The 21,314-nt window shown below is 68.1% G+C and carries 22 protein-coding genes and 1 pseudogene; 11 read left to right on the forward strand and 12 right to left on the reverse strand.

Annotation, left to right across the window (positions count from 1 at the left end; all coding sequences use genetic code 11):
* Window positions 1-118 precede the first annotated feature (118 nt).
* Both AB0C66_RS16465 and AB0C66_RS16470 read left to right on the forward strand, forming a co-directional pair.
* Window positions 119-658, forward strand: coding sequence for a GNAT family N-acetyltransferase (locus AB0C66_RS16465; protein ID WP_362438030.1), 540 nt, complete (start codon window positions 119-121; stop codon window positions 656-658).
* A gap of 207 nt (window positions 659-865) precedes the next feature.
* Window positions 866-1,606, forward strand: coding sequence for a class I SAM-dependent methyltransferase (locus tag AB0C66_RS16470; protein WP_362438033.1), 741 nt, complete (start codon window positions 866-868; stop codon window positions 1,604-1,606).
* A gap of 27 nt (window positions 1,607-1,633) precedes the next feature.
* Here AB0C66_RS16470 and AB0C66_RS16475 read toward each other — a convergent pair whose 3' ends face one another.
* Together AB0C66_RS16475 and AB0C66_RS16480 are read right to left on the reverse strand one after the other, a co-directional pair.
* Window positions 1,634-2,095: an ATP-binding protein gene (locus tag AB0C66_RS16475; protein WP_362438036.1), complete on the reverse strand. Its 462-nt coding sequence runs from the start codon at window positions 2,093-2,095 to the stop codon at window positions 1,634-1,636.
* A gap of 281 nt (window positions 2,096-2,376) precedes the next feature.
* Window positions 2,377-3,135, reverse strand: coding sequence for an enoyl-CoA hydratase (locus AB0C66_RS16480; protein ID WP_362438039.1), 759 nt, complete (start codon window positions 3,133-3,135; stop codon window positions 2,377-2,379).
* A gap of 228 nt (window positions 3,136-3,363) precedes the next feature.
* Here AB0C66_RS16480 and AB0C66_RS16485 point away from each other — a divergent pair, with 228 nt between their 5' ends.
* Together AB0C66_RS16485 and AB0C66_RS16490 are read left to right on the forward strand one after the other, a co-directional pair.
* Complete coding sequence (locus AB0C66_RS16485) at window positions 3,364-4,539, forward strand: CoA transferase (protein ID WP_362438042.1); 1,176 nt, start codon at window positions 3,364-3,366, stop codon at window positions 4,537-4,539.
* Window positions 4,536-5,906: an aldehyde dehydrogenase family protein gene (locus tag AB0C66_RS16490; RefSeq protein WP_362438045.1), complete on the forward strand. Its 1,371-nt coding sequence runs from the start codon at window positions 4,536-4,538 to the stop codon at window positions 5,904-5,906. The genes AB0C66_RS16485 and AB0C66_RS16490 overlap by 4 nt, the downstream gene beginning before the upstream one ends.
* A 162-nt stretch (window positions 5,907-6,068) precedes the next feature.
* On the opposite strand, the gene AB0C66_RS16495 is transcribed toward AB0C66_RS16490, so the two are convergent.
* The 4 genes from AB0C66_RS16495 to AB0C66_RS16510 are packed head-to-tail and all read right to left on the reverse strand — an operon-like array spanning window position 6,069 to window position 9,991.
* Complete coding sequence (locus AB0C66_RS16495) at window positions 6,069-6,467, reverse strand: nuclear transport factor 2 family protein (protein WP_362438048.1); 399 nt, start codon at window positions 6,465-6,467, stop codon at window positions 6,069-6,071.
* Window positions 6,460-7,071, reverse strand: coding sequence for an urea carboxylase-associated family protein (locus AB0C66_RS16500; RefSeq protein WP_362438051.1), 612 nt, complete (start codon window positions 7,069-7,071; stop codon window positions 6,460-6,462). The genes AB0C66_RS16495 and AB0C66_RS16500 overlap by 8 nt, the downstream gene beginning before the upstream one ends.
* Window positions 7,068-8,555, reverse strand: a complete 1,488-nt coding sequence (locus AB0C66_RS16505) for an amino acid permease (protein WP_362438053.1) — start codon at window positions 8,553-8,555, stop codon at window positions 7,068-7,070. The genes AB0C66_RS16500 and AB0C66_RS16505 overlap by 4 nt, the downstream gene beginning before the upstream one ends.
* Window positions 8,556-8,566: 11 nt before the next feature.
* The gene (locus AB0C66_RS16510; protein ID WP_362438056.1) at window positions 8,567-9,991 is read right to left on the reverse strand and encodes an aldehyde dehydrogenase family protein; all 1,425 of its coding nucleotides are present in this window, start codon (window positions 9,989-9,991) and stop codon (window positions 8,567-8,569) included.
* Window positions 9,992-10,180: 189 nt separating this feature from the next.
* Between AB0C66_RS16510 and AB0C66_RS16515 the strand changes: the two genes are divergently transcribed.
* Both AB0C66_RS16515 and AB0C66_RS16520 read left to right on the forward strand, forming a co-directional pair.
* Complete coding sequence (locus tag AB0C66_RS16515) at window positions 10,181-11,083, forward strand: LysR family transcriptional regulator (protein ID WP_362438058.1); 903 nt, start codon at window positions 10,181-10,183, stop codon at window positions 11,081-11,083.
* Between the two features lie 116 nt (window positions 11,084-11,199).
* Window positions 11,200-11,646: a hypothetical protein gene (locus AB0C66_RS16520; protein ID WP_362438061.1), complete on the forward strand. Its 447-nt coding sequence runs from the start codon at window positions 11,200-11,202 to the stop codon at window positions 11,644-11,646.
* On the opposite strand, the gene AB0C66_RS16525 is transcribed toward AB0C66_RS16520, so the two are convergent.
* Window positions 11,643-12,596 carry a LysR family transcriptional regulator gene (locus AB0C66_RS16525; protein ID WP_362438064.1) on the reverse strand — a complete coding sequence of 318 codons (954 nt, stop codon included), beginning with the start codon at window positions 12,594-12,596 and terminating at the stop codon, window positions 11,643-11,645. The two genes, AB0C66_RS16520 and AB0C66_RS16525, sit on opposite strands and share 4 nt — an antisense overlap.
* A 134-nt stretch (window positions 12,597-12,730) precedes the next feature.
* Here AB0C66_RS16525 and AB0C66_RS16530 point away from each other — a divergent pair, with 134 nt between their 5' ends.
* From AB0C66_RS16530 to AB0C66_RS16545, 4 genes are all read left to right on the forward strand, one after another.
* Entirely contained in the window at window positions 12,731-13,645 is a 915-nt protein-coding gene (locus AB0C66_RS16530; RefSeq protein WP_362438067.1) for an ABC transporter substrate-binding protein, read from the forward strand.
* Complete coding sequence (locus AB0C66_RS16535) at window positions 13,642-14,598, forward strand: amino acid ABC transporter permease (protein WP_362438070.1); 957 nt, start codon at window positions 13,642-13,644, stop codon at window positions 14,596-14,598. Before AB0C66_RS16530 ends, AB0C66_RS16535 begins: the two co-directional genes overlap by 4 nt.
* Window positions 14,595-15,359, forward strand: a complete 765-nt coding sequence (locus AB0C66_RS16540; protein ID WP_362438073.1) for an amino acid ABC transporter ATP-binding protein — start codon at window positions 14,595-14,597, stop codon at window positions 15,357-15,359. The genes AB0C66_RS16535 and AB0C66_RS16540 overlap by 4 nt, the downstream gene beginning before the upstream one ends.
* Window positions 15,360-15,431: 72 nt before the next feature.
* Window positions 15,432-16,592, forward strand: a complete 1,161-nt coding sequence (locus AB0C66_RS16545; RefSeq protein ID WP_362438076.1) for an FAD-dependent oxidoreductase — start codon at window positions 15,432-15,434, stop codon at window positions 16,590-16,592.
* Here the strand turns inward: AB0C66_RS16545 and AB0C66_RS16550 are convergent.
* The 3 genes and pseudogenes from AB0C66_RS16550 to AB0C66_RS16560 form a co-directional block, all read right to left on the reverse strand.
* Window positions 16,530-17,511 (reverse strand): annotated as a pseudogene (locus tag AB0C66_RS16550) (NAD-dependent protein deacetylase). The gene AB0C66_RS16545 and the pseudogene AB0C66_RS16550 overlap by 63 nt on opposite strands.
* A gap of 98 nt (window positions 17,512-17,609) precedes the next feature.
* Entirely contained in the window at window positions 17,610-18,215 is a 606-nt protein-coding gene (locus tag AB0C66_RS16555) for a GNAT family N-acetyltransferase (RefSeq protein ID WP_362438079.1), read from the reverse strand.
* Between the two features lie 66 nt (window positions 18,216-18,281).
* The gene (locus AB0C66_RS16560) at window positions 18,282-18,737 is read right to left on the reverse strand and encodes a VOC family protein (protein WP_362438082.1); all 456 of its coding nucleotides are present in this window, start codon (window positions 18,735-18,737) and stop codon (window positions 18,282-18,284) included.
* Window positions 18,738-18,867: 130 nt separating this feature from the next.
* On the opposite strand from AB0C66_RS16560, the gene AB0C66_RS16565 reads away from it, so the two are divergent.
* Entirely contained in the window at window positions 18,868-19,326 is a 459-nt protein-coding gene (locus AB0C66_RS16565; protein ID WP_362438085.1) for a DUF4279 domain-containing protein, read from the forward strand.
* A gap of 82 nt (window positions 19,327-19,408) precedes the next feature.
* Here the strand turns inward: AB0C66_RS16565 and AB0C66_RS16570 are convergent, their stop codons facing one another.
* Together AB0C66_RS16570 and AB0C66_RS16575 are read right to left on the reverse strand one after the other, a co-directional pair.
* A complete protein-coding gene (locus AB0C66_RS16570) occupies window positions 19,409-20,332 on the reverse strand; it encodes an MBL fold metallo-hydrolase (protein WP_362438088.1) in 924 nt (307 codons plus the stop codon).
* Entirely contained in the window at window positions 20,329-21,291 is a 963-nt protein-coding gene (locus AB0C66_RS16575) for a fumarylacetoacetate hydrolase family protein (RefSeq protein ID WP_362438091.1), read from the reverse strand. The genes AB0C66_RS16570 and AB0C66_RS16575 overlap by 4 nt, the downstream gene beginning before the upstream one ends.
* Between the last annotated feature and the right edge of the window lie 23 nt (window positions 21,292-21,314).

The raw sequence follows: 21,314 nt of genomic DNA on the forward strand, positions 1-21,314 counted from the left end.
AGCCTTCGCCCGCCACACCTACCGCACCCGCGAGCGCCTTCCCCGCCGAGACCCCTGAGCGACCGGCGCCGCCGAGCGGCCGGAACCCGGTGCCCCGGAGGTCATGGGAGTGAACGTCATGCGACGACCGAGCCAGATCATCGAGTGCGGAGACTTCGTCCTACGACGCTGGCAGGCGCGGAGCGACTTCGCCCCGGCACTCAAGCTGATCGAGGAGTCCCTGGACCACCTGCGCCCCTGGGAACCGTGGGTCGCCCGTCACAGCGAGGAGCACACCCGAGACCTCCTCGCGAACTCCGAGTCGAAGTGGGAAAGCGGTGAGGTGTACAACTACGCCATCGCCAAGGGCGGCACTCTCATCGGCATGTGCCAGGCCTCCCCCGGGGCCGAACCTCAGGGCTGGCGCCTGGGGTACTGGCTGCACCCTGCCGCCACCGGCCAAGGCATCGCCACGAGGGCGACGGCGGCCTTGGTCACCGAGATGTTCACCCTGCCGGATGTGGCGCACCTGGAAATCGCGCATGACCTGGCCAACACCTCCAGTGGCGCCATACCCCGGCGGTTGGGTTTCACCGAAGTCCGGCGCACGCGGGCAACGGCGCCCGCGGCTCCCTCGGGCAGCGGGATCGAAGTGGTCTGGCGGCTGAATCGTTCGTGAAAAAGTCCCCTCGGGGAGTTCCAGACTTGGCCCGAGGTGGCCATCCATGGGGCTGTGGGCCGAACCGCGCCCAGGGGGAGGGGACCGGGCCCTCCTCCTTGCTCCGGGGCTGTCCGACGCGTGTGCGCGACATGTCCACGTACCGGTTGAGCTGGCCGTTTGTGCTGTAGCAGCCTAGGTTGGGCACCTCGGAGAGGGGGGGGCCGGATGGACCGGAAAATCCGCACGGTGGACGACGTTTTGAAGCTCTTGGACGGGCTGTTCGAACCGGAGGCCGACCGTTGGTCGGCGGATGGGGCGGGTTGGTGGGACGGTTTCTACGCGGACCGGTCCAGGCCGGTGCCGTTCTTCGTGGCGAAGCCCGATGAGAACCTGGTGTCGTATCTCGACCGTGGCCTGATCGCGCCGGGCCGAGCGCTCGACGTGGGGTGCGGACCCGGGCGCAACGCACTTGAGTTGGCGGCGCGAGGGTTCACGGTGGACGCGGTTGACCTTTCCTCGGAGGCCCTCGCCTGGGCGGAGGACCGGGCCGGTGAGGCCGGGTCCGGGGTCCGGTTCCACCACGGCGATGTCTTCGAGCTCATCGAGGGCGGGCTCGGCGGTCCGTACGACCTGGTCTACGACTCGGGTTGCTTCCACCATCTGCCCCCGCACCGCCGCCTCAGCTACCTCGCGCTCCTGGACCGTGTTCTGATCCCTGGCGGCCACTTCGCCCTGACCTGCTTCGCGGCCGGTGAGCGGGGGATGGGGTCGGAGCTTCCCGACATCGACTTCTACCGCCAGTCCCGGCTGCACGGCGGACTCGCGTACACCGCGGAGTCACTGCGGTGGATCTTTTCCGACCTCGAGGAGGTCGAACTGCGCCGTATGCGCGACGAGACGGCCGAGTCCGCGCTGTACGGGGAGCCCTTTCTGTGGACGGCCCTGTTCCGCCACGATGCCGGTTGATTTTGGTGGTGGGCCGGTGCGCCCGTCTCACACGGGGAGACGGGCGCACCGGCCCAGCTGCCGAGTGCTGATCTCCGCCCACCGCGTGCTGCCGCCCGGATGAACATGCGCACCGTGCTGCTGCGAGAGAGCGGCCACAATGGCCATGCCCCGACCGTGCTCTTCCGGAGGGCGCTCTTCGCTCTGCGTCGCGTGGCAGGGTCCGCCGTCCACGACGGCTATGCCCAGTGTGCTCATTTCGGGGGACCGGTTCAGCGTCAGGCGCAGGGTGGCGGGAGGGAGGGCATGGGCAAGGGCGTTGCTGGCGAGCTCCGACATCACGAGGAGAGCGTCATCAGCGACGTCGCCCGGCACCGACCAGTCGGCCAGGATCGCTTCGGCGTGACGGCGAACGATCGAGAGTCCCTCTGGGATCTGCGGCAGAGGCAGGAGTCGACTCGTGGTGCCGGAATCCAGGAGGGTGTCTACGGGGAGGGCTGGATGGCTCATGACGTGCCTGCTTCGGGCTATCCGGTCGGTACCGGAACGCGGAGGTGAGGGGCGAGCTGGGTGAACCACGGTGACCCCTCCTGGTGCCGGTGACGGGGCTGTACGGCCGATCCGACAGGGCCGCTACGTGGCGTTGCCGTCCGACGGGGGCGGGGCCTCACGGAGCGGCGCTATCGGCGCTGCGCTTTCTTTTCAACCTGTCCGATTCACATCCTCACAGATGCCATCGAATTCGGCCAAGACTTGATCCGACTGGTTCCATAAGCGTGGAGTATCAACCGTCATTTCTTGAGGAACTCATCCAGGTAGCGCTGGAACTCATCACTGCCCACCGATGATGCCTGCGCCCACGATTCGAAGTCGACCGAGGTTTCGAGGTCGGACGTCGCCGCGATCCGTACCGACCGTTTGATGTGGGCATTGAGTTCTTTGGCGCGGCTCGCATACCGACCAGCGAGCTCCGTGGCTTTCTCCTCGGGATCCTCGGCCAGGAGGTTGGCCAGGCCCAGTCGCACGGCATCGTCGGCCTTGATGACATCGCCCGACAACAGCGCCGCGGTCGCGTGGGCTGCGCCCATGCGTTCGGTCAGCAGGAAGGAACATCCGCCCCCGGGATGAAGGCCGATTTCGGCAAAGGTCGGTCCGAAAGCGGCGCGGGGTCCGGCGATGACGATGTCGCAGGCGAGGGCGATGTTGAGCCCGGCGCCCACGGCCGCACCCTGGACGGCGGCAAGGGTGGGGATCTCGAGTTCGCGAAGGCCGAGGAACGAAGCGTAGACACCTTTCAGATGCTCGCGCAGTTCGTGAACGGGCCGGGTGATGTCGCCGAACATGCTCTCCAGGTTGGCTCCCGCGCAGAATGCCTTCCCGGCACCGGCGACGATCAGGGCACGAGCATCCGCGTCGGCCTTGACCGTGGCGATTGCGGCTGCCATTTGGGCGAGGAGGTCGAGATCGAGGGCATTGCGGCGTTCCGGTGCGTTGAGGCGGATTGTGCGAAGCGGGCCATCGCTCTCGAGCAACACGAGTGGTGAGGTCATGAGGCGCAGCGTACAGGGATGGGTTCGCCACCTCGATCGGCTTCGAGCCATGGGTATATGCACTAGCCCTCTCCGCTTATGGAACCAGTCGGATTAAGTCTTGGAGGCTTCCGACCGGATCTGTGAGGATTTGAATCAGACAGGTCGAACCGAGCGCGGTGTCAAAAGCGCCGCCCGCCGTCATCGTCGAGTGATCGTTGACGATGGGGAAGCGAAAGGAAATCACGCGTGGACGGATCAGCGCTTTCCGGCGTTCGGGTCGCCGACTTTTCCCGGGTCCTGGCAGGTCCGCTCGTCACCATGACCCTCGGGGATCTCGGCGCCGATGTCATCAAGGTCGAGCCACCGGGCGGCGACGACACACGACAGTGGGGTCCGCCGCACGCCCCCGACGGCAATGCCACGTACTTCCTGGCCGCCAACCGCAACAAGCGGTCCTTGGTCCTCGATCTCAAGAACACGGCCGACCGGGAGGCCGCCCGGCGCCTGATCCAACGCAGTGACGTGCTCGTCGAGAACTTCCGGCCCGGCGTGATGGACCGCTTGGGCTTCGGCTGGGAGGACGCCCGTCGGCTCAACCCCGATCTCGTCTACTGCTCCATCAGCGGCTTCGGCCGGGAGGCGGGCGCCGGGATGGTCGGCTATGACGCGGTCGTACAGGCGGTCGGCGGGCTGATGAGCGTCACCGGCACCGCGGACGCCGACCCGGTCAAGGCCGGGGTCGCGGTCGTCGACGTTCTGGCGGGCCTCAACGCCTTGGCCGGGATCCTGGCCGCCCTGCACGCCCGGCGGAACGGGATGGGCGGCCAGCGCGTGGACGTGTCGCTGCTCAACAGCGTCCTGTCGGCGCTGGCCAACCACTCGTCCGCCTACCTCAACGCGGACGTCGTCCCGGCCCGTTCCGGTAACGCGCATCCGAGCATCGAGCCGTACTCGACCTTCCCCACCGCTGACGGACCGCTCATGCTCTGTGTGGGCAATGACCGGCAGTTCGCCGCGCTCTGCGGTGCGCTGGGTGTGCCCGCACTGGCCGGAGATCCGCGCTTCGCCACCAACGAGGCCCGTGTTTCCCACCGCGATGCACTACGTCCGGTACTCGTGACCGCTCTGGCCCGGCATGACCGGCGACATTGGACCGCGGTGCTCTCGAAGGCCGGTGTGCCCTGCGGTTCGGTCAACGACCTCGCCGGCGCCTTCTGTCTGGCGGACTCACTCGGGCTCAAGGCCATCGACCGCCTCGATGGTTTCGCATCGGTCCGGTCGCCCATCGGGCTCAGCGCAACTCCGCCCCGGACCCGGCTCGCGCCACCACACCTCGATGAACACGGACCGGAGCTGCGTGCCTGGCTGGACGGACCGTCATCCACTCTCCATCCATCCCACTCCCTGGAGAAGACACCGTGACCGACATCGTCAGCGTGAACCCCGCGCATCCGCTCGTCGAAATCGCCCGGATACCGGCGAGCAGCACGCGGGAAGTCGACGACGCCGCGCGCCGCGGGGCGGAGTCACAGCGAGCCTGGGCTCGCCTGCCGGCGGGCGAGCGCGGCCGGGCCCTCATGGCCTTCGCCGACCGTCTGTCCTCCGAAGCTGACTCGCTCGCCTCACTGATCTGCGAGGAGGTCGGCAAGCCGATCGGCGAAGCCCGTGCGGAAGTTGTCCGCTCCCTCGACATCCTCCGCTATTACGCCGGGCTCACGATGCTGCCCGACGGCGAGACGTTGCCCTCCGGCACCACCCGTGGCTGGGTACTGTCGCGCCGCTACCCGGTCGGCGTCATCGGAATGATCACCCCATGGAACTTTCCGCTGGCCATACCGGTGTGGAAGGCGGCACCCGCGCTCGCCTACGGCAACGCCGTGTTGCTCAAGCCGGCATCCCCCGCCATCGGTGTCGCGCGACGGTTCACCGCCGCGGCACAGGAGACTCTTCCCGACGGCGTCCTGCACATGCTGACCGGCGAGCGGGACATCGCCGAAGCGATCATCGACCACGCGTCGGTGTCGGCCGTGTCCTTCACGGGTTCCACCGCCGTCGGCCGCTCGGTCGCCGCCAGAGCGAGTGCGCGGGGAGTGGCCGCGCAGTGCGAGATGGGCGGCCAGAACCCGTCGGTCGTGCTTCGTGACGCCGACATGGACCATGCGGCCTCCACCATCGCCGCCGCGATCACCGGTTACGCCGGTCAGAAGTGCACGGCGACCAGTCGTGTGATCGTCGAGGACCCACTGGGCGATGCGTTCGTCGACCTCCTGGCCGAGCGTCTGAAGGAGCTGAAGGTCGGCGACCCCGCACTGCCGGGCACCGACATCGGACCGCTGATCGACTCCGCCGCGCGAGAGTCGGTGCTCGCGGCGGTCGCCAGCAGTGGCGGTCGCACGATCACCGGCGGAACGGCCGTCGACGGACGGGAAGGTGCCTACGTCACCCCGACGCTCGTCGACGTCGGCAGCCCACGCGATGTGCTCTTCGAACAGGAGGTCTTCGGGCCCGTGGCCGCCGTGGTACGCGCCCGCTCACGGGAAGAAGCCCTCGCACTGGCCAACCACGGCACGTACGGCTTGGTCGCGTCGGTCTTCACCCCCGATCTCGAGGCGGCCATGACCTTCTGCGACGAACTACGGGTCGGTATGGTCAAAATCAACGCGCCGACCTCCGGAGCCGACTACCACGCGCCGTTCGGCGGCAGCCGCGCCTCCGGGCTCGGACCACACGAACAGGGCCTGGCTTCCCGGGAGTTCTTCACACAGACGCGCACCCTGACCCTGACGTGATCGGTCAATCGCGGACGACGGGCCGCACGGCCGTGTGTTCGGCCGCCGGCGACGATGCTGCCCCGGCCCGCCCCCACACAGAGAAGGGGCGGGGCCGGGGCAGCGGTCGTGCACTTCGTCGTCCGGACGAATCCGTGAGCCCAGCGAGCTCACGGAGGCGGGTCAGTCGGCGGGCTGGTCGGGACGGATCTTACGTAGCGAACTCTTGCGGACGATCAGACCGTCGCGAAACGTCAGCAGGTCGCAGCCGTCGGTCTCGATACGGGCACCGTTGGGCTTGGTCGCCGTGAACGTCCATTCGGTCACCCCGCGATCCCCGGCGACGAAGTGGCGTGCGTCGAGCCATCGCGCGTCCGGCATCCGGTCCAACAGCGACTGGTAGCCGTCGCGGACCGCTGTCGCGCCACTGAAGCGTTCCCCATCACGATCAGCGCCGGTCGACGCCTCGTAGATCCCATCGGGATGCATACAGGACATGAGCGCGTCGATGTCGTGGCGATTCCAGGCCGCCGCGAAGCGCTCCATCAGCGCCAGGAGTCGGCCTGCTTCTGTGTCAGCCATAGAGCTCGAACCTCATCGGGGTCGGGTGCGGTCCATTGCACGGGCCCGGCATATGGCAGACCGAGACCGCCCACAGCAGATCCATCTCGGCCCGCAGCTCAACGATGTCTCCGGGCCGCGAAAGTGACTCCTGTACCTTGAGCTCGCCTTCGGCGCCGTAGGGGAAGTTCATGAACACGTTGAAGCAGCTGGCCGGGTTCAGCCCCGTCGTGGGGGCGTCGAGGTGGCGGAGCTCATCGAGGATGGTCTCGTAGCAGCCCGGTTGGTCGACCCCGAACAGCGCGTTGAGTTCTCGTGAGCAGAAGCCACCGCCGGCGTAGTGTGCGCCGCAGGTGTCTTCGGTCATCGTCCATATCGGACGCATGCGATTGGTGACGAACACGCTGTCCTTCCCCAGTTGCCAGGACTCGGCGGCGAACGTGGTGTAGGTGACGTCCAGGTGCTCGCCGGGATCCTCGGCGCTGAACGCGACCAGGTCCGCGACCTGCTGACCTTCGAGATCGATGATGCGCAGGGCCTGTCCGGCGGAAACACGTCCCGACGCTCCTGCGCCCGGGGCGACGTCCCGCACCCAGAGCGGTTCAGATGATGATGTGCCGGTCACTTGGGGGCTTCCTCCGTGGTTCGGGGGTGACGGGGTGGCTTTTGTGTGTACTCGGGGGCGGTGCCGGGAGGCTGGTCGAGCCGCCTGACGGCATTGCGTACGAACCGGTAGGCGACCGCGCCTCCGGTGAAGATGGCGATGAGCATGAGGGTGACGCTCCAGTTCTGGTACCAGGGCGCCCCGTCGTGCCGGGGCCATGCGATGTTGACGATCTCGAACGCCAGCCAGGCGACTGCGGCGACGTTGATCGGCAGGCCGTATCCGCCGAGGCGCGACGACCGCGCGGTCCGCTGCCCGCGCAGCCGGGCGACCAGCATGCCGACGACCGGGAACGCGAAAGCCACATAGAACCCGCCGGTGGCGAGGCTGAACAAGGTCACATACAGATCGGTACCCGTGAGGAGCAGCATCGGGACGGCCGCCAGCGTCACGATGAGCACCGCGATCCAGGGGAGTTGCTGCCGTCGTGAGAGTCGGGTCAGGGACCGGTGGCCCGGCAGCAGTTCATCACGTGCCAAGGCGAAGATCACACGTGAGACCGATGCCTGGCCGGCGACCGTACCGGCCATGAACCCGATGACGACGATGGCGAACAACGGCTTGGTGATGCCGGAACCCAATTGGGCGGAGAGTGTGTCGGTGATGGGATCGGCGCTCTTGCCGAGCGAATGCTCCGGTATCGCGAGGATCAGTGCGAGCGCCGAGTACATGACCACGAGCCCGACGATCAGCAGCGACAGAACGATGGCCCTGGGGGCGGTCCGTGACGCGTCGACGGTCTCCTCGGCCACCGACCCCGCGGACTCGAAACCGACGAAGGCCCAGCCGGCGATCGCTACCGCGGCGAGCATGCCCGACATGGTCAGCCCGCTGTCACCCACGCCGTCGAAGAGGGCGGAGAGGCTGTTCTCCCGGTAGAAGAGCAGCAGGATCGTTCCGATCACCAGGCTTCCGAGGACTTCGGCGGAGATGCTCACGATAGTGATCAGGCGCAGCCCCATGCGGTTGAGGGCGTTGATCGCCGTCGCGGCGGCGAGGATGACCAGTGACAGGGCGATGAGCTGTGTGTTGTCCGGCTTGTGGATCCCCACCAGCGGTGCGAGGAAGGACGCCCCGACATAGGCAGGGGTCGCGGTCGCCACCACCAGCGTGCAGATGTACACCCACCCGGCGAACCACCCGTAGGTGGCCCCGATCAGTCTCCTGGACCACTGGTACACGCCCCCGGCGAGAGGCCACCGGGAGGCGGCCTCGGCCATCACGACCGCGACGAGCAACTGCCCGAGCAGGGCGAGCGGGATCGCCCACCAGAAACCGGGCCCGGCGGTGGAGAGACTGAGAGCGAAGATCGTGTACAGCCCGATGATGGGCGAGATGAACGCGAACGCGAGCGCGAACGCCGACCAGAACCCGAAGTCCCGCTTCAACTCGTCGCCGTGGACGGTGTACTCCGTTGCCGCGCCTGTTCTCGATGATTCGGTCATCGACGATCAGCTCACCTGTCGGCCGACGGCGGTTCGACCGATGTGGCGGGCGGGACGATCAGACGGCGGTCCCACGCCGACCTCGCGCTCTTGCCGTCCTCTCCGGAGTGCACGAGGATCGCGCGCTCGTGTGAGAGTTCCTTGAACCCGAACAGGCCGTGGTAGCTGCCCAGTCCACTGTGGTTCACGCCCCCGAAGGGGAGGGCCGAATCACCCCAGTGCGAGGCCCAGCCGTTGACGGTCACACCACCGGAGGAGGTGCCGCGCAGTACCGTGTCCACGAACTCCTTGTCCTCACTGAAGATGTACATCGCCAGTGGCTTCTGCCCCTGCTGGAGAAAGCCCGTGACCTCCGCGATGTCGCGGTAGGTCAGGACGGGGAGGACCGGGCCGAAGATCTCCTCCCGCATCACCCGGGCGTCCAGCGGGACATCGAGCAGCACGGCGGGCTCGAAGCTGCCGCTTCCGTCCGTGGCCCGGCCGCCTCGGGGAAGCACGGCTCCGCGCGCCACGGCGTCGTCGATGTACGCCTGCACCCTGTCGGCGTTGCGCTTGTCGACCATGCGGGAGATGGTGCTCTGGTCGAACGCGCCGTCGCGATAGTGCTTGCGATCGACCGCCTCCCAGTAGGAGCGCAGGAAGTCGTCGCGCAGGTCCTCCCTGATCCAGAGGTGGTCCACGGCCAGGCAGATCTGCCCACTGTTGTACTGGCGTCCCTCCGCCACCAGCTCCGCGACCTCGACGAGATCGGTTGTCCCGTCGACGATCCCGGGGCACTTCCCGCCCAACTCCAGTGTCACCGACGCCAGATGCTTGGCGGCAGCCGCCATGACCACCTTGCCGACAGTCGGGCTCCCGGTGAAGAAGACATGGTCGATGGGCTTCTCCAGCAGCGCGTCGGCCACGTCGACGCCGCCCTCGATCGCGGCGACCTCCTGTTCGTCGAAGGCCTCTCTGATGATCGCTGCCGTGACCTTCGAGGTCTCCGGACACATCTCATTGGGCTTGACGATGGCGGTGTTCCCCGCGGCGATCGCCGGTACGAGTGGCTGCAACGCGAGCTGGAGGGGAAAATTCCAGGGCCCGAAGATCAGGACCACCCCACGGGCCTCGTACTCCAGCCGTACGCTGGCGCCGGGATAGTCCGGCGAGGGACCGAGATCGATCGGCACCATCCAGCTCTCTAGCTCTTCCAGCGCCCGGTCGATGTGATCGACGATGTTGTGTATCTCCGCGTGCGCCTGTGTGTCGCCTGACGGCTTCCCCAGGTCGGCGTAGAGCGCCTCGACCGCTCGGTCGGCATGCCGCAGCACACCGGCCCGCAGCCTTTCGAGCATCGACCGTCGATGCGCGGCTGATGAGACCTTGGCGGTCCATCGATAGTCACGCTGGAGATCGAACACGCGATCGATTGCTTGCCGGACCTCTTTGTCCATGTCTCCACCTTAATTTCTTCTGCCTGAGTTCCGGGGCCCCGGCCCCGGTGCTCGGTTCGACGCCCCCCTCGTTCGCATCCTCACCGGTTCCATTAAAGGCGTCCAAGATCTGATCCGACTCGTTCCATAAATGAGGGTTATCGATTATTCAAGTATGCGGCGATGTATTCGCTGCGTTAATCTCAACTTATGGAAATTCGGGATCTCCAATACTTCGTCGCCGTGGCCGAGGAAGCCAACTTCACTCGCGCGGCCGAGCGGCTGCTGGTCGCTCAACCGCATGTGTCCCAACGGATACGCGAGATGGAGCGCGCCTTGGGGCGAAGCCTGTTCGAGCGGACGTCACGCCGCGTGGAGTTGACCGCGGCGGGAGAGCAACTCCTGATGCTTGCCCGGCCGATTCTGGAGCAAGTGGACGCGATCGAGGGGCATATGGGGACGCCGATGGAGGAAGTGACCGAGGATCTCACGGTCGCCGCCCTCAAATCACTGCCCGGAGTTCAGCTGTCGGCGCTCATCCACACGTTCCGGCGCCGTTACCCGGCCGTCCGGTTCGTCCTTCGCGAGCTGACAACCACCACGATGCTCGATGAGCTCGCGGCCGGGGCGATCGACCTTGCCATAGCTCAGGCGCCCGAGCGTCATCGTTCTGGCCTGACCATCGATGAGCTCGCCAGAGACGATTTCGTGCTGACTGTTCCTCTCGAGCACCGGCTTGCCCGCCGCCACGTCGTGAGTATGTCGGAACTCGGCACGGAGGCTTTCATTACCTTGGACCGTGGCTCGGGCACCCAACGGACCCTTCGGGCCGCTGCCAAGAAGGCGGGTTTTCTGCCGCGGATCGTTATCGAGGTATTGCAACTCGACACCGTCCGTGAACTGGTGGCGGCGGGGCTGGGTGTCGCCTTGATGCCCCGTTCAAAGGCCGAGACCCCCGGGCCCGCGGTGAGCGTCGTCGGCGTCGGACCGCCCAAGCTGGTGCGTCGTATCGTGATCGCCACGCCCGAGTCCGGCAGCTCGCCCGGTGCGCTGGCGTTCCGGGAAATCATCCTTGACGCCTTCACACGCGCACGCAATTCCCAGACGAGCTGATGGCCGCTGACCTTCATACGGCAAGGGTGGGTCCGGCCGAGGCGCTCGACGACGGGCCACGGGCCGCCCGGAAATTCGGAAGCACCGCGCTTGCCCGGGATCGCACAATGGCGCGCATGGTTGTCTTCCGCTGCCGCCGCTGTCACGGCGACCTCACCGTCCCCGTACAAGAGGTGCCGCTGCCCGATGCGGACGACGCCCCGGCGCCCTACATGCTGCCGGAGGGCGAGGAGTGCCCGCCGCGGTTGTGTCCGGGCTCCTTCGCCTACGATCCGCCGCACGCCGCGGAGCGCGTCTTCCGGCCACATGCCGCGGGGGCGGCCCTGGGACTCCAGCGCGCCGGGCTGAACGGCGTCGTCCTGGCCCGGGCTGATGTGCACGGCACCGAGCTCACCTCGCTGCGCGGACGGCGGAACGGCTGCTGCGGCCTGGACGGCTGCGACGGCCCGAACCTCGTGTGCCGGGGGTGCGCGGCCGAAGTGGCCACCGAGTACTCGGACTGCTGGACACCGCAGGAGGTCGTACTCGTCCCCGCCGCGGTGGAGGCCGTCGACATCGGCTAGCCGATGACCGTGGGGCCTCGCCCCTCGCCACGCTCGGGCAGGGTGGCCGCGGCGGTGTGCAGCAGGTCGAGGGCCTGGGGGAGGAAGGGGTTGGGGTCGGTGGTGCGCCGGGTGGCATAGACCCGGCGGGTGTGGGTGGGGTCGGTGAGCCGGACGAGGTGGGTGCCGGAGGCGTCGGGTGAGGTGGTGGTGTCCATGATGGCGAGTTCCGGTGCGATGGCCACTCCCAGGCCCTGCCGGACCAGTTCGTGGGGCAGGTTGTAGTCGTTCGTACGGAAGAGCACCTCGGGCTGGAAGCCACCGGCCGCGCAGATGTGGCGCAGGCAGCGGGCGGCGTCGGTGTCCTGGTGGTAACTGATCCAGCGCTCCTCCCGCAGGTCGGCGAGGCGGAGGTGCGGTCGGCCGGCGAGGGGGTGGCCGGATGGCAGGAGGAGATAGAGCGGCTCCTCCCGTACCAGGGTGTGTTCCAGGCCTTCGGGCCAGCTGTGCGGCACCACGCCGTACTCGAAGATGACGGCGAGATCCAGCCGCCCCTCCAGGACCGCGGGCACGGTCACCTGCGGGTCGCCTTCCTCGTAGCGGACGTCGACCTCGGGCCGGTCGCGGAGGAACCCGGTCAGCACCGTCGGCACCAGCCGGAAACCGGCGGACCAGAAGCTGCCCAGCCTCAGCCGCCCTCGCTCGGCGGCGGCGTAGGCGCGCATCTCGTTCTCCGTCGCCGACAGGTCGGCCAGCAGCCGTCCCGCCCGCCGGGCGAGCTGGAGACCGGCCGCTGTGGGGCGCACGCTGCGCGGTGAGCGCTCGAAGAGTGCGACGCCCAGGGCGCGCTCGACGGTGGAGATCTGCTGGGAGACGGCGGAGGGGGTGTAGCCAAGGCGCTGGGCGGCGGTACGGAACGAGCCCTGGGCGACCACCTCGTATATCGCCTGGAGCTGCGACGGGGTGAGCATCAAATGAACTTAACACCCTGGCCGGAAACGTTCATTCTCCCTGTTCTTGCCTGGGCTCCCGCGATCCCGCAGATTGGGTGCCCACCAGCCCCTCCGCCGGTACCCCTCACCCAGCAGCCCAGAAGGGAGGCACCGTGCCCGGAAGGCATACGCGAGCTCGCGCCGCCGCCGCGACCCCCCTCGCGATCGCCGCGCTGCTCGTGCCGACCGTGACCGCCTGTGGTGGCACCGCGACCGTCCATCGATCCAAGGTGCCCCAGCAGCACGTCGACCCCGCACTCCGCGCCCTGCTCCCCCCGGACATTCGCGACAAAGGGTCGCTCATCTCCGCGGTCGGCAACGACTATCCGCCGCTGTCCCTCCTGGACATCGACAACAAGACCGTCATCGGCGCCGAACCCGACCTCATCCGCGCGGTCGGCCAGATCCTGGGCGTCCGTGTGCACCTGGTGCAGGCGAACTTCGACAGCATCATCGGCGGCGTCCGGTCCCACCGCTACGACGTGGCCATCCAGGCCATGCTCGACAAGAAGGAGCGCCAGTCGCAGGTCACGTTCGTCGACTACATGAAGACCAGCAGCTCCATCCTCGCCGCCGGAAAGGCCGCCGGGAACATCCACTCCCTCACCAGCCTGTGCGGCAGCCAGGTCGCCGTCGAACAGGGCACCTCACAGGTGGACGATGTGGCGGCGCAGGCCGACAAGTGTGCGGCCGCCGGCAAGCCTGAGCTGGAGAAACTGGTCTTCCCCGACTCCGTCGGCTGCTTCCAGGCACTGTCCACCGGCCGTGCCGACGCGTTCGTCGGCGGCACCCCCACCGTCGTCTACCAGGCACAGATGTCGCACGGCAGGTTCCGCACGGCCGGCGAGCCGTACCGCTTCCTGCCCTACGGAATCCTGATCAACAAGGAGGAGCGGACCTTGGTACGCGCTGTCCGCGGTGCCCTTCAGAAGCTCATCGACAACGGCGCCTACGCGAAGATCCTCCGGGAGTGGAACATCCCCTCCGGGGCCCTGAAGCGCGCCACGGTCAACGGGGGTGCGGCATGACCGAAACCCTCACCCGCGCCGACTCCGCCGACGCCGCCGCAGGGCCCGTACGCGCGGTCCCGGTGCGCCGCCCAGGGCAGCGCGTCACCGCGGTCCTCGTGACATTCCTGCTGGTCTTCCTCCTGGAAGGCTGGATCACCAACCCCCGTATGCAGTGGGGAACCGTCGGTGAGTTCCTCTTCTCACCGGTGATCATGGAGGGGCTGCGCACCACGCTGCTGCTGACAGCCCTGGCCATGGCACTCGGTATCGCGGGCGGTGTCCTCCTCGCCGTCCTGCGGATGTCCGCCAACCCGGTACTGTCCCGGCTGAGCTGGGGCTACATCTGGCTCTTCCGCGGCACCCCGCTGCTGGTCCAACTCCTCTTCTGGTACTTCCTCTCCGCGATCGTCCCCACCATCGGCCTCGGCATCCCCTGGGGCCCGACGTTCGTGGAAGCCGACACCAACGTCCTGATCACCCAGCTCACCGCCGCCGTCCTGGGCCTTGGACTGCACGAGGCGGCATACATGGCCGAGATCGTCCGCGCGGGCATCACCTCCGTCGACGACGGCCAGAGCGAGGCCGCCCAGGCACTGGGCATGTCCCGAGGACAGACCCTGCGCCGCATCGTGCTGCCGCAGGCGCTGCGCATCATCATCCCGCCCACCGGCAACCAGGCGATCTCCATGCTGAAGACCACCTCACTGGTCTTCGCCATCGCCGTACCCGAGCTGCTGACCTCCATCCAGGGCATCTACTCACGCAACTTCCAGCAGGTGCCGCTACTGGTCGTCGCCTGCTTCTGGTACCTGGTGGCGACCTCCGTACTCAACGTCGGCCAGTACTACCTGGAACGGCGCTTCGGCCGCGGCGCCAGCCGCGATCTGCCGCCCACCCCGCTCCAGCGGCTGCGCGCCGCGGCCCGGAACCACCGCACCGCCCGGAACCACCGTGAGGAGAAAGCACGTTGACATCACCGGTGATCAGAGCCGAGAGCGTGCACAAGAGCTTCGGCCGCACGGAGGTACTCAAGGGCATCGACCTGACCGTCGCACCCGGCGAGGTGATGTGTCTGGTGGGCCCCTCCGGGTCCGGCAAGTCCACCTTCCTGCGCTGCATCAACCATCTGGAGACCATCGACCGGGGACGTCTGTACGTCCGTGATGAACTCGTCGGCTACGAAGAACGGGACGGCAGGCTCCACGAGTTGAGCGAGAAGGCCGTCTCCCGGCGCCGCCAGGGCATCGGCATGGTGTTCCAGCGCTTCAACCTCTTTCCGCATATGACCGCGCTGGAAAATGTCATCGAGGCACCCGTCCAGGTCCGGAAGGAGCCGAAGCGGCAGGCACGCGAACGCGGTGCGGAACTGCTCGGCCGCGTCGGCCTCGCCGACAAGACACACAGCTACCCCGCCCAGCTCTCCGGCGGCCAGCAGCAGCGGGTGGCCATCGCCCGCGCGCTGGCGATGAAGCCCGACCTCATGCTCTTCGACGAGCCCACCTCGGCACTCGACCCCGAACTCGTCGGAGAGGTGCTGGAGGTGATGCGCGCACTGGCCGAGGACGGCATGACGATGGTCGTCGTCACCCACGAGATGGGCTTCGCCCGGGAGGTCGGTGACTCGCTGGTGTTCATGGACGACGGGGCCGTGGTCGAGACCGGCGCACCGGAGGAGGTGCTGCGCGACCCGCGCCACGAACGCACCCGCGCCTTCCTCAGCAAGGTCCTCTGACCACCCCGGAAAGGTCCTGCGACCGCACGCTGCTCCAACCCCCCACCCCCGACCGCCACCGAAGGATTCTCCATGACCCGTGCCCTCGTCATCGGCGCCGGAGTGATAGGCGCCGCCACCGCCCACCGCCTCGCCGAAGCAGGCGTCAGCGTCACCGTGCTCGAGGCCGGCGGCCGCACACCGGGCACCTCCAGCGCCACCTTCTCCATCGATGTCACCCATCTGAAGACACCGCACTCCTACTTCCTGCTCAACCAGCGCAGCGCCGCGCTCCACCGGGAACTGGAGGAGGAGCTGCACACCGGCACCACAGCCACCGGCTGGCGCCACCCCGCACCGCTCATCCAGTGGGGCCACACCGAGGAGGAAAAGCGCACCCTCCGCGCACGTGCCGAACGCCTCGCCGCCTGGGGCCACCCCTGCCGCACTGCCGACCCCGGCGAGCTGCGCACCCTCGCACCTCCCATCGACCCGGCGTCCTGCCGCGCCACCGAACTCTTCGTGCACGACAACGCCGCCTGGTACGACACCCCGCTCCTCGCCCGCACCCTTCTCGACCGGGCCGCGGCCCTGGGCGCCGACATCCGCTATGACACCCCCGTCACCGCCCTGCTGCTGGACGGTGAACGGGTGCGTGGCGCCCAGGCGCGCGGCCGACGCTTCGAGGCCGACCACATCGTCAACTGCGCGGGCCCCGACGCCGGACGCATCGCCGAACTGGCCGGAGTGCGGCTGCCGTTGCGCCAGATCCCCGGTCTGGTCGGCGAGTCCGTACCGCTGGCCGATCCGCTGCGCGCCATCGTGGCAACCTCCGGCGTCGATCTGCGCCCCGCCCCCGGCAACCGGGTCTGCGCCATCTCCTGGCCGGTCGACGCCCTCCTCGCCCCGACCTCGGCGACCCCCGTGCCGCCCGAAGCCGAACTCCTCAGCCGGTGCGCCGCGATCCTGCCCGCCTTCCGCTCCCTGGGAGGCACCCGGATCGGTGTCCGCCCCGTTCCCGAAGACGGGCTTCCCCTGGTCGGCCCGCATCCCCAGGCTCCCGGGCTCTACACGATCACCACCCACAGCGGCGTCACACTCGCACCGCTCCTCGCCGCGCTCGCCACCAAGGAACTCACCACGTCCATCCCCGAGCCCACCCTGGCCCCGTACCGCCCGGACCGCGACACCTCACACCCCGTCCGCGACGAAAGCCTCGCCGTCATGAGCGGCCACCGCACCGAGACCGGCTGAGCCACGCTGAACCGCGAAGCCGTCCGGACTCCCCGTCCGGCTGTCGACGGGGAGGCCCAGCCGGTCGGCCACGGTGGTGAGCGCCGTTCCCAGGGGGAGCGCGACCCGGCTGAGCGCGTGCTGATCGCCCCGGGTCGGGTCCCGGTTGACGATCAATACCGGTGTTCCGGCCCGCGCCGCCTGGCGGACGAACCGGAGCCCGGACATCACGGTCAGTGAGGAGCCCAGGACCAGCAGTGCGGCCGCCTCACGGACCAGCTCGCGGCAGTGCTCGACCCGTGGCGGCGGTACGGCTTCGCCGAAGAACACCACGTCGGGTTTGAGGATGCCGCCGCAGACCGTGCAGGGCAGCACACGAAAGTCGCCGACCTGTTCGTGGGTGAGGTCGGCGTCACCGTCCGGGTTGATTCCCGCGGCCACCGGCTCGAAGCCCACATTGGCCTCCTCCAGCCGCCGGGCGAGTTCGTGGCGCGGGCTGAAGGCGCCGCAGGAAAGGCAGACGACCCGCTCCAGGCTTCCGTGGAGTTCCACGACGCTCTCGCTGCCGGCGGCCTGGTGCGTCGACGTTCTGGGTGATCACACCCGACAACAGGCCGTGCCGGCCCAACGCGGCCACGGCTCGGTGCCCGGCGTTGGGGCGGGCGCGGCCGAAGGTGCGCCAGCCGAGGTGGCTCCGCGCCCAGTAGCGGCGCCGGGCATCGGTGCTGGCGGTGAAGTCCTGGTACGTCATCGGGGTGTGTCGGCTCAGGCTTCCGCCCTCGCCCCGGTAGTCGGGGATGCCCGACTCCGTGGAGAGGCCCGCCCCGCTGAGCACCAGCACACCGCCGGTGCTCAGCGCATCGGCGATCGGCTCCAGGTCCGTGGTGCCCGGTGGCAGGTCCTCGGTGGGGGTCCAGCTCAGAGTGGGGCGCATGCGCATGCCATCAGGGTACGGAAACCGGCTGCCTTTCTGCCGTCCGCCGACCGGGAGAATGGCGCGATGTGCTGGTGGCGACGGGCGGTACCCGGCACGTACGGTCAGCCTTCGCGTTGATCGGCGGATACGGTGAGCCGCATGACCCATCGCCACTTGGCGATCTTGCGTTGGCGGACAAAGCCGAAGTTCGCGTAGAGCTCTTCCGGCCCCGTATGGAAGTAGGCCCCGCGCTGCGGGGGCCGCCCCCGGGACTGCTCCGGATAAGCCTCGACCGTCCCCCCACCGGCTGCCCGGATCGCCACCAGCGCGGCACCGACCGCGGCACGGGCCACCCCTCGTCCACGGTGCTTGGAGGCGGTGAAGATACAGCCGATCCGCCAGTCGGGGAGGAGATCGAGCTCCTTCGCGTAGGCTCCGCTGTTCTTGATGTGGGGGAGCTCTGCCGGTGGACCGAACTGGCACCAGCCGACGCACTCGGCATCGGCGTAGACGAGCACCTGATGGCACGTACCACGGTCGACGTGGGCTCGTTTGGCGGTCTTGTTGTCCTGCGCACTCTGCGCGTTCTTCACCCCCTCGGGGTGGAAGCCCATGCACCAGCAACCGCCCCAGACGCCGTTGTGCCGGTCTACGAGGGCCGCGAAGTCCTGCCAGGTGTCCGGGGCGAGCAGCCGAGTCGAGTACGTGGGTGTGTGCGCCGCCGCCATGTCTTCATCATCGAATGGCCCGTGTGCGACGGCAAGGGCCCGCAACCGCGGGAAGCGCAACGGTTCTCAGACGACGTCGAATTCGTTGCCCTCGGGGTCCTGCATGGCAGTGGCGTAGAACCCCATGTCCGGCTCATCCTTGATCCGCAGCACGGTGGCACCAGCTGTGACCAGCCGTTCCACCGTGGCCTTGACCCGCTGTGTGCGGACGTCCAGCGGGACGTCACGGCCCCCACCGACCTTCAGGTCGAAGTGCCACCGGTTCTTGGCGGCCTTCGGCTCCGGAACCTGCTGGAACCACACCCTCGGTCCACGTCCCGTGGGATCGATGATCGACTCCGGAATATCCCCGGCACCGGTCGGCAACTCCGCCTCGGGCACCCCCACCGCCGCCCAGTAAGCACGCCACGTGGCGTGCCCGCCCGGCGGAGGCTCAGCCACGTAGCCCAGGGCCTCGGCCCAGAAAGTCACCATCCTCTGCGGATCGGAGCAGTCGATCGTCAGCTGCACGGTCATCTCCATGCTCGGAGCATGCCAGGCAGGTCTGACAGACGATCCACTGTCGAAAACAGGCCCTGGACGGCGGCTGCCCGACCCCTGGGGGCACGCATATTCTCGGTCGGCCCCTTCCCGCGTGGCTATCATCCACGGGATGCCACTTCATCAGTACGCCTACTTCGCCCTCTTCAGCCAGCACATCTCGGCAGACGACATGGCTTCCCGGCTGGGCATCACTCCCGACGAGGTAACCGTTCGCGGCAGCCGGTGTACCGAGCCTGCGGTGCTTCCGACCGACCACTCGTGGATGGTCGTCTGCCGGGAACCAGGCTTGCGCGTCGACGAGCAGATCACCCGCATCCTCGACAGGCTTCAGCCCCACACGGACCGCATCTGCGACCTCACCAGGCGTCTGGCCGGCACCGGTGGCGGAGCAGTGCTGCAAGCCGTGCGCTACTTCAACGACGTCGACCGGCCCCAGGCGGACACCACGGGCGCCCCCAACCTCTTCGGTTGGCACCTGGACCGCGAAGTCCTGGACTTCCTCAACGCCACCGGCGCCGAGCTCGATGTCGACGAGTACGACATGACCGGAGACAAGAACGCCGACTGAGCACGTGACTCTGCCCTCATTCGCCTCGCGTGACGTCCAGGGGATGCGGGGCTGGTGCGAGGCGTTGCCGCCAGCATGCCGGTCACACGTGGGTCGTCATGGGGGCGCCGTTGAGGGTGAGCGCGTCCCCCCATGCCTGCCTGATGTCCAGGGGCTTGCCCGTGAGGTCGGCATAGACACGATGGAGGTTGAGCACGATCCGTTCGCTGTCGGGAAGGGCGGCGAACTCTCCCAGCGGGGCGAGCCGCGCGGCGGCCAGGGGTGTCAGACCTTCGTGCAGACCTGAGCGGGCACGGTCCAGGACGAGTTGATAGTAGCGGCGGTGGGTGTCCAGTGCCGCGGGCAGGGCACCGGCGTCGATGAGGGTGCCATGGCCGGGGACGACGTGGGAGGGGTCGAAACCGGCGATCCAGTCCAGCGACTTGAGGGCGCCCTCGATGGAGCCCGAGAGCACCAATGGCGTCACCCCGTGGAACAAGAGATCCCCGGTGAACAGGACACGCGGCTCCGGCAGCCAGACGGCCAGGTCGCCCGTGGTGTGGGCGGTGCCCCCGGGGTGACACACCTCGATCCGGTGGCCTCCGTGGTGGAGGGTGAGGCCGTCGCGTGTGGTCACCAGGGGCGGGCGGCGTGTGACGTGTCCCCAGTCGGGCACGGGATTCCAGAAGGGCGGACAGCCGTCGATGACGGTGTCCTCGAGCAGCGCCTCGCGGGTGTTCTCATGACCGATGATCACGGTGTTCTCCGGCAACACGCTGTTGCCGTAGGTATGGTCGCCGTGGGCGTGTGTGTTGATCGCCGACACGATCGGCCTGCCGCCGGTCGCGCGGTCGACAGCGTCGAGCAGGGCGCGGGTGCGTGGTTCGGTGGCGCAGGTGTCGACGAGGACCACACCGTCGGTCGTACTGATCGCGCCGGTGTTGTTGAGCCACCAGGAGCCGTCCGGCTGTATCCAGGCGAACACGCCGTCGGTCACTTCGGTGAGAAAGGCATCGTGGTGGTTCACAGAGTGCTCCCAGGACCGCGCACAGCGGTGAGGTCGTCGTCGGGGTGTGGTGCGGCGGGCACCACACGGCAGGTCTGGCTCCCGAGGAGCTCGACGCTCACCGTGACGGTGTCTCCCGGGGACAGCGCCCCATGGGCGTCGAGGCCCTTGCGTCCCCACAGCTCGGCGAGGCAGCCACCACCGCAGGTACCGGATCCGAGGATGTCACCGGTGCGGACCTCCGTTCCGCGTGAGGCGTAGGCGATCATCTGGGCGTAGCTGAAGGCCATGTTGCTCCACATGTCCTCGCCGACCACGACGCCGTTCACTTCGGCCGTCATGCGCAACGCGAAGGCGTTTCCCTCACGGTGGGGGGCCAGTTCGTCGGGCGTGACCAGCATCGGCCCCAGCGTGGTGGCGCTGTCCTTCCCCTTCGCCGGGCCCAGCATCAGGGGGACCTCCTCGAACTGGAGGTCCCGGGCCGACCAGTCGTTCATCAGGATGTAGCCGGCGATGTGTGATTCCGCGCGGTCGACCGGGATGTTCCGACCGCCTCGGCCGATCACCGCTGCGACCTCGAGTTCGTAGTCGAACAGGGTGGATCCCGGAGGTACCCGCACATCGTCGTACGGCCCCTGGACGGCGTAGGGGTTGGTGAAATAGAAAGCCGGAGCCTTGTACCACTGCTCCGCCAACTTCGCCTTCTTGTCGGCGAGTTGCAGCACTCCTTCGATATGACGCTCGAAGGTCATGAAGTCGCGCACGGTGGGAGGAGCGGGTATGGGGGATCGCAGTGTGACGGAGGCCAGCGGCTGTATCTCATGGGCGTCGTTCAAGGCGCGCTCGCCCGCCTCGCGAAGCGTGTCGGGGTGGTCCAGCAGATCGATGAGCCGGCGGCCTGGTGCCAGGGCATACACCTGGTCCTCTTCCAGGACACCGGCGCGGTCTCCCTCCGCGGCGGCGTAGGTGACGAATCGCATGGTCGCTCCCTCGGGATCGGATG

This window comes from Streptomyces sp. NPDC048636 (genome assembly GCF_040650655.1).
In the GTDB taxonomy this organism is placed as follows: domain Bacteria; phylum Actinomycetota; class Actinomycetes; order Streptomycetales; family Streptomycetaceae; genus Streptomyces.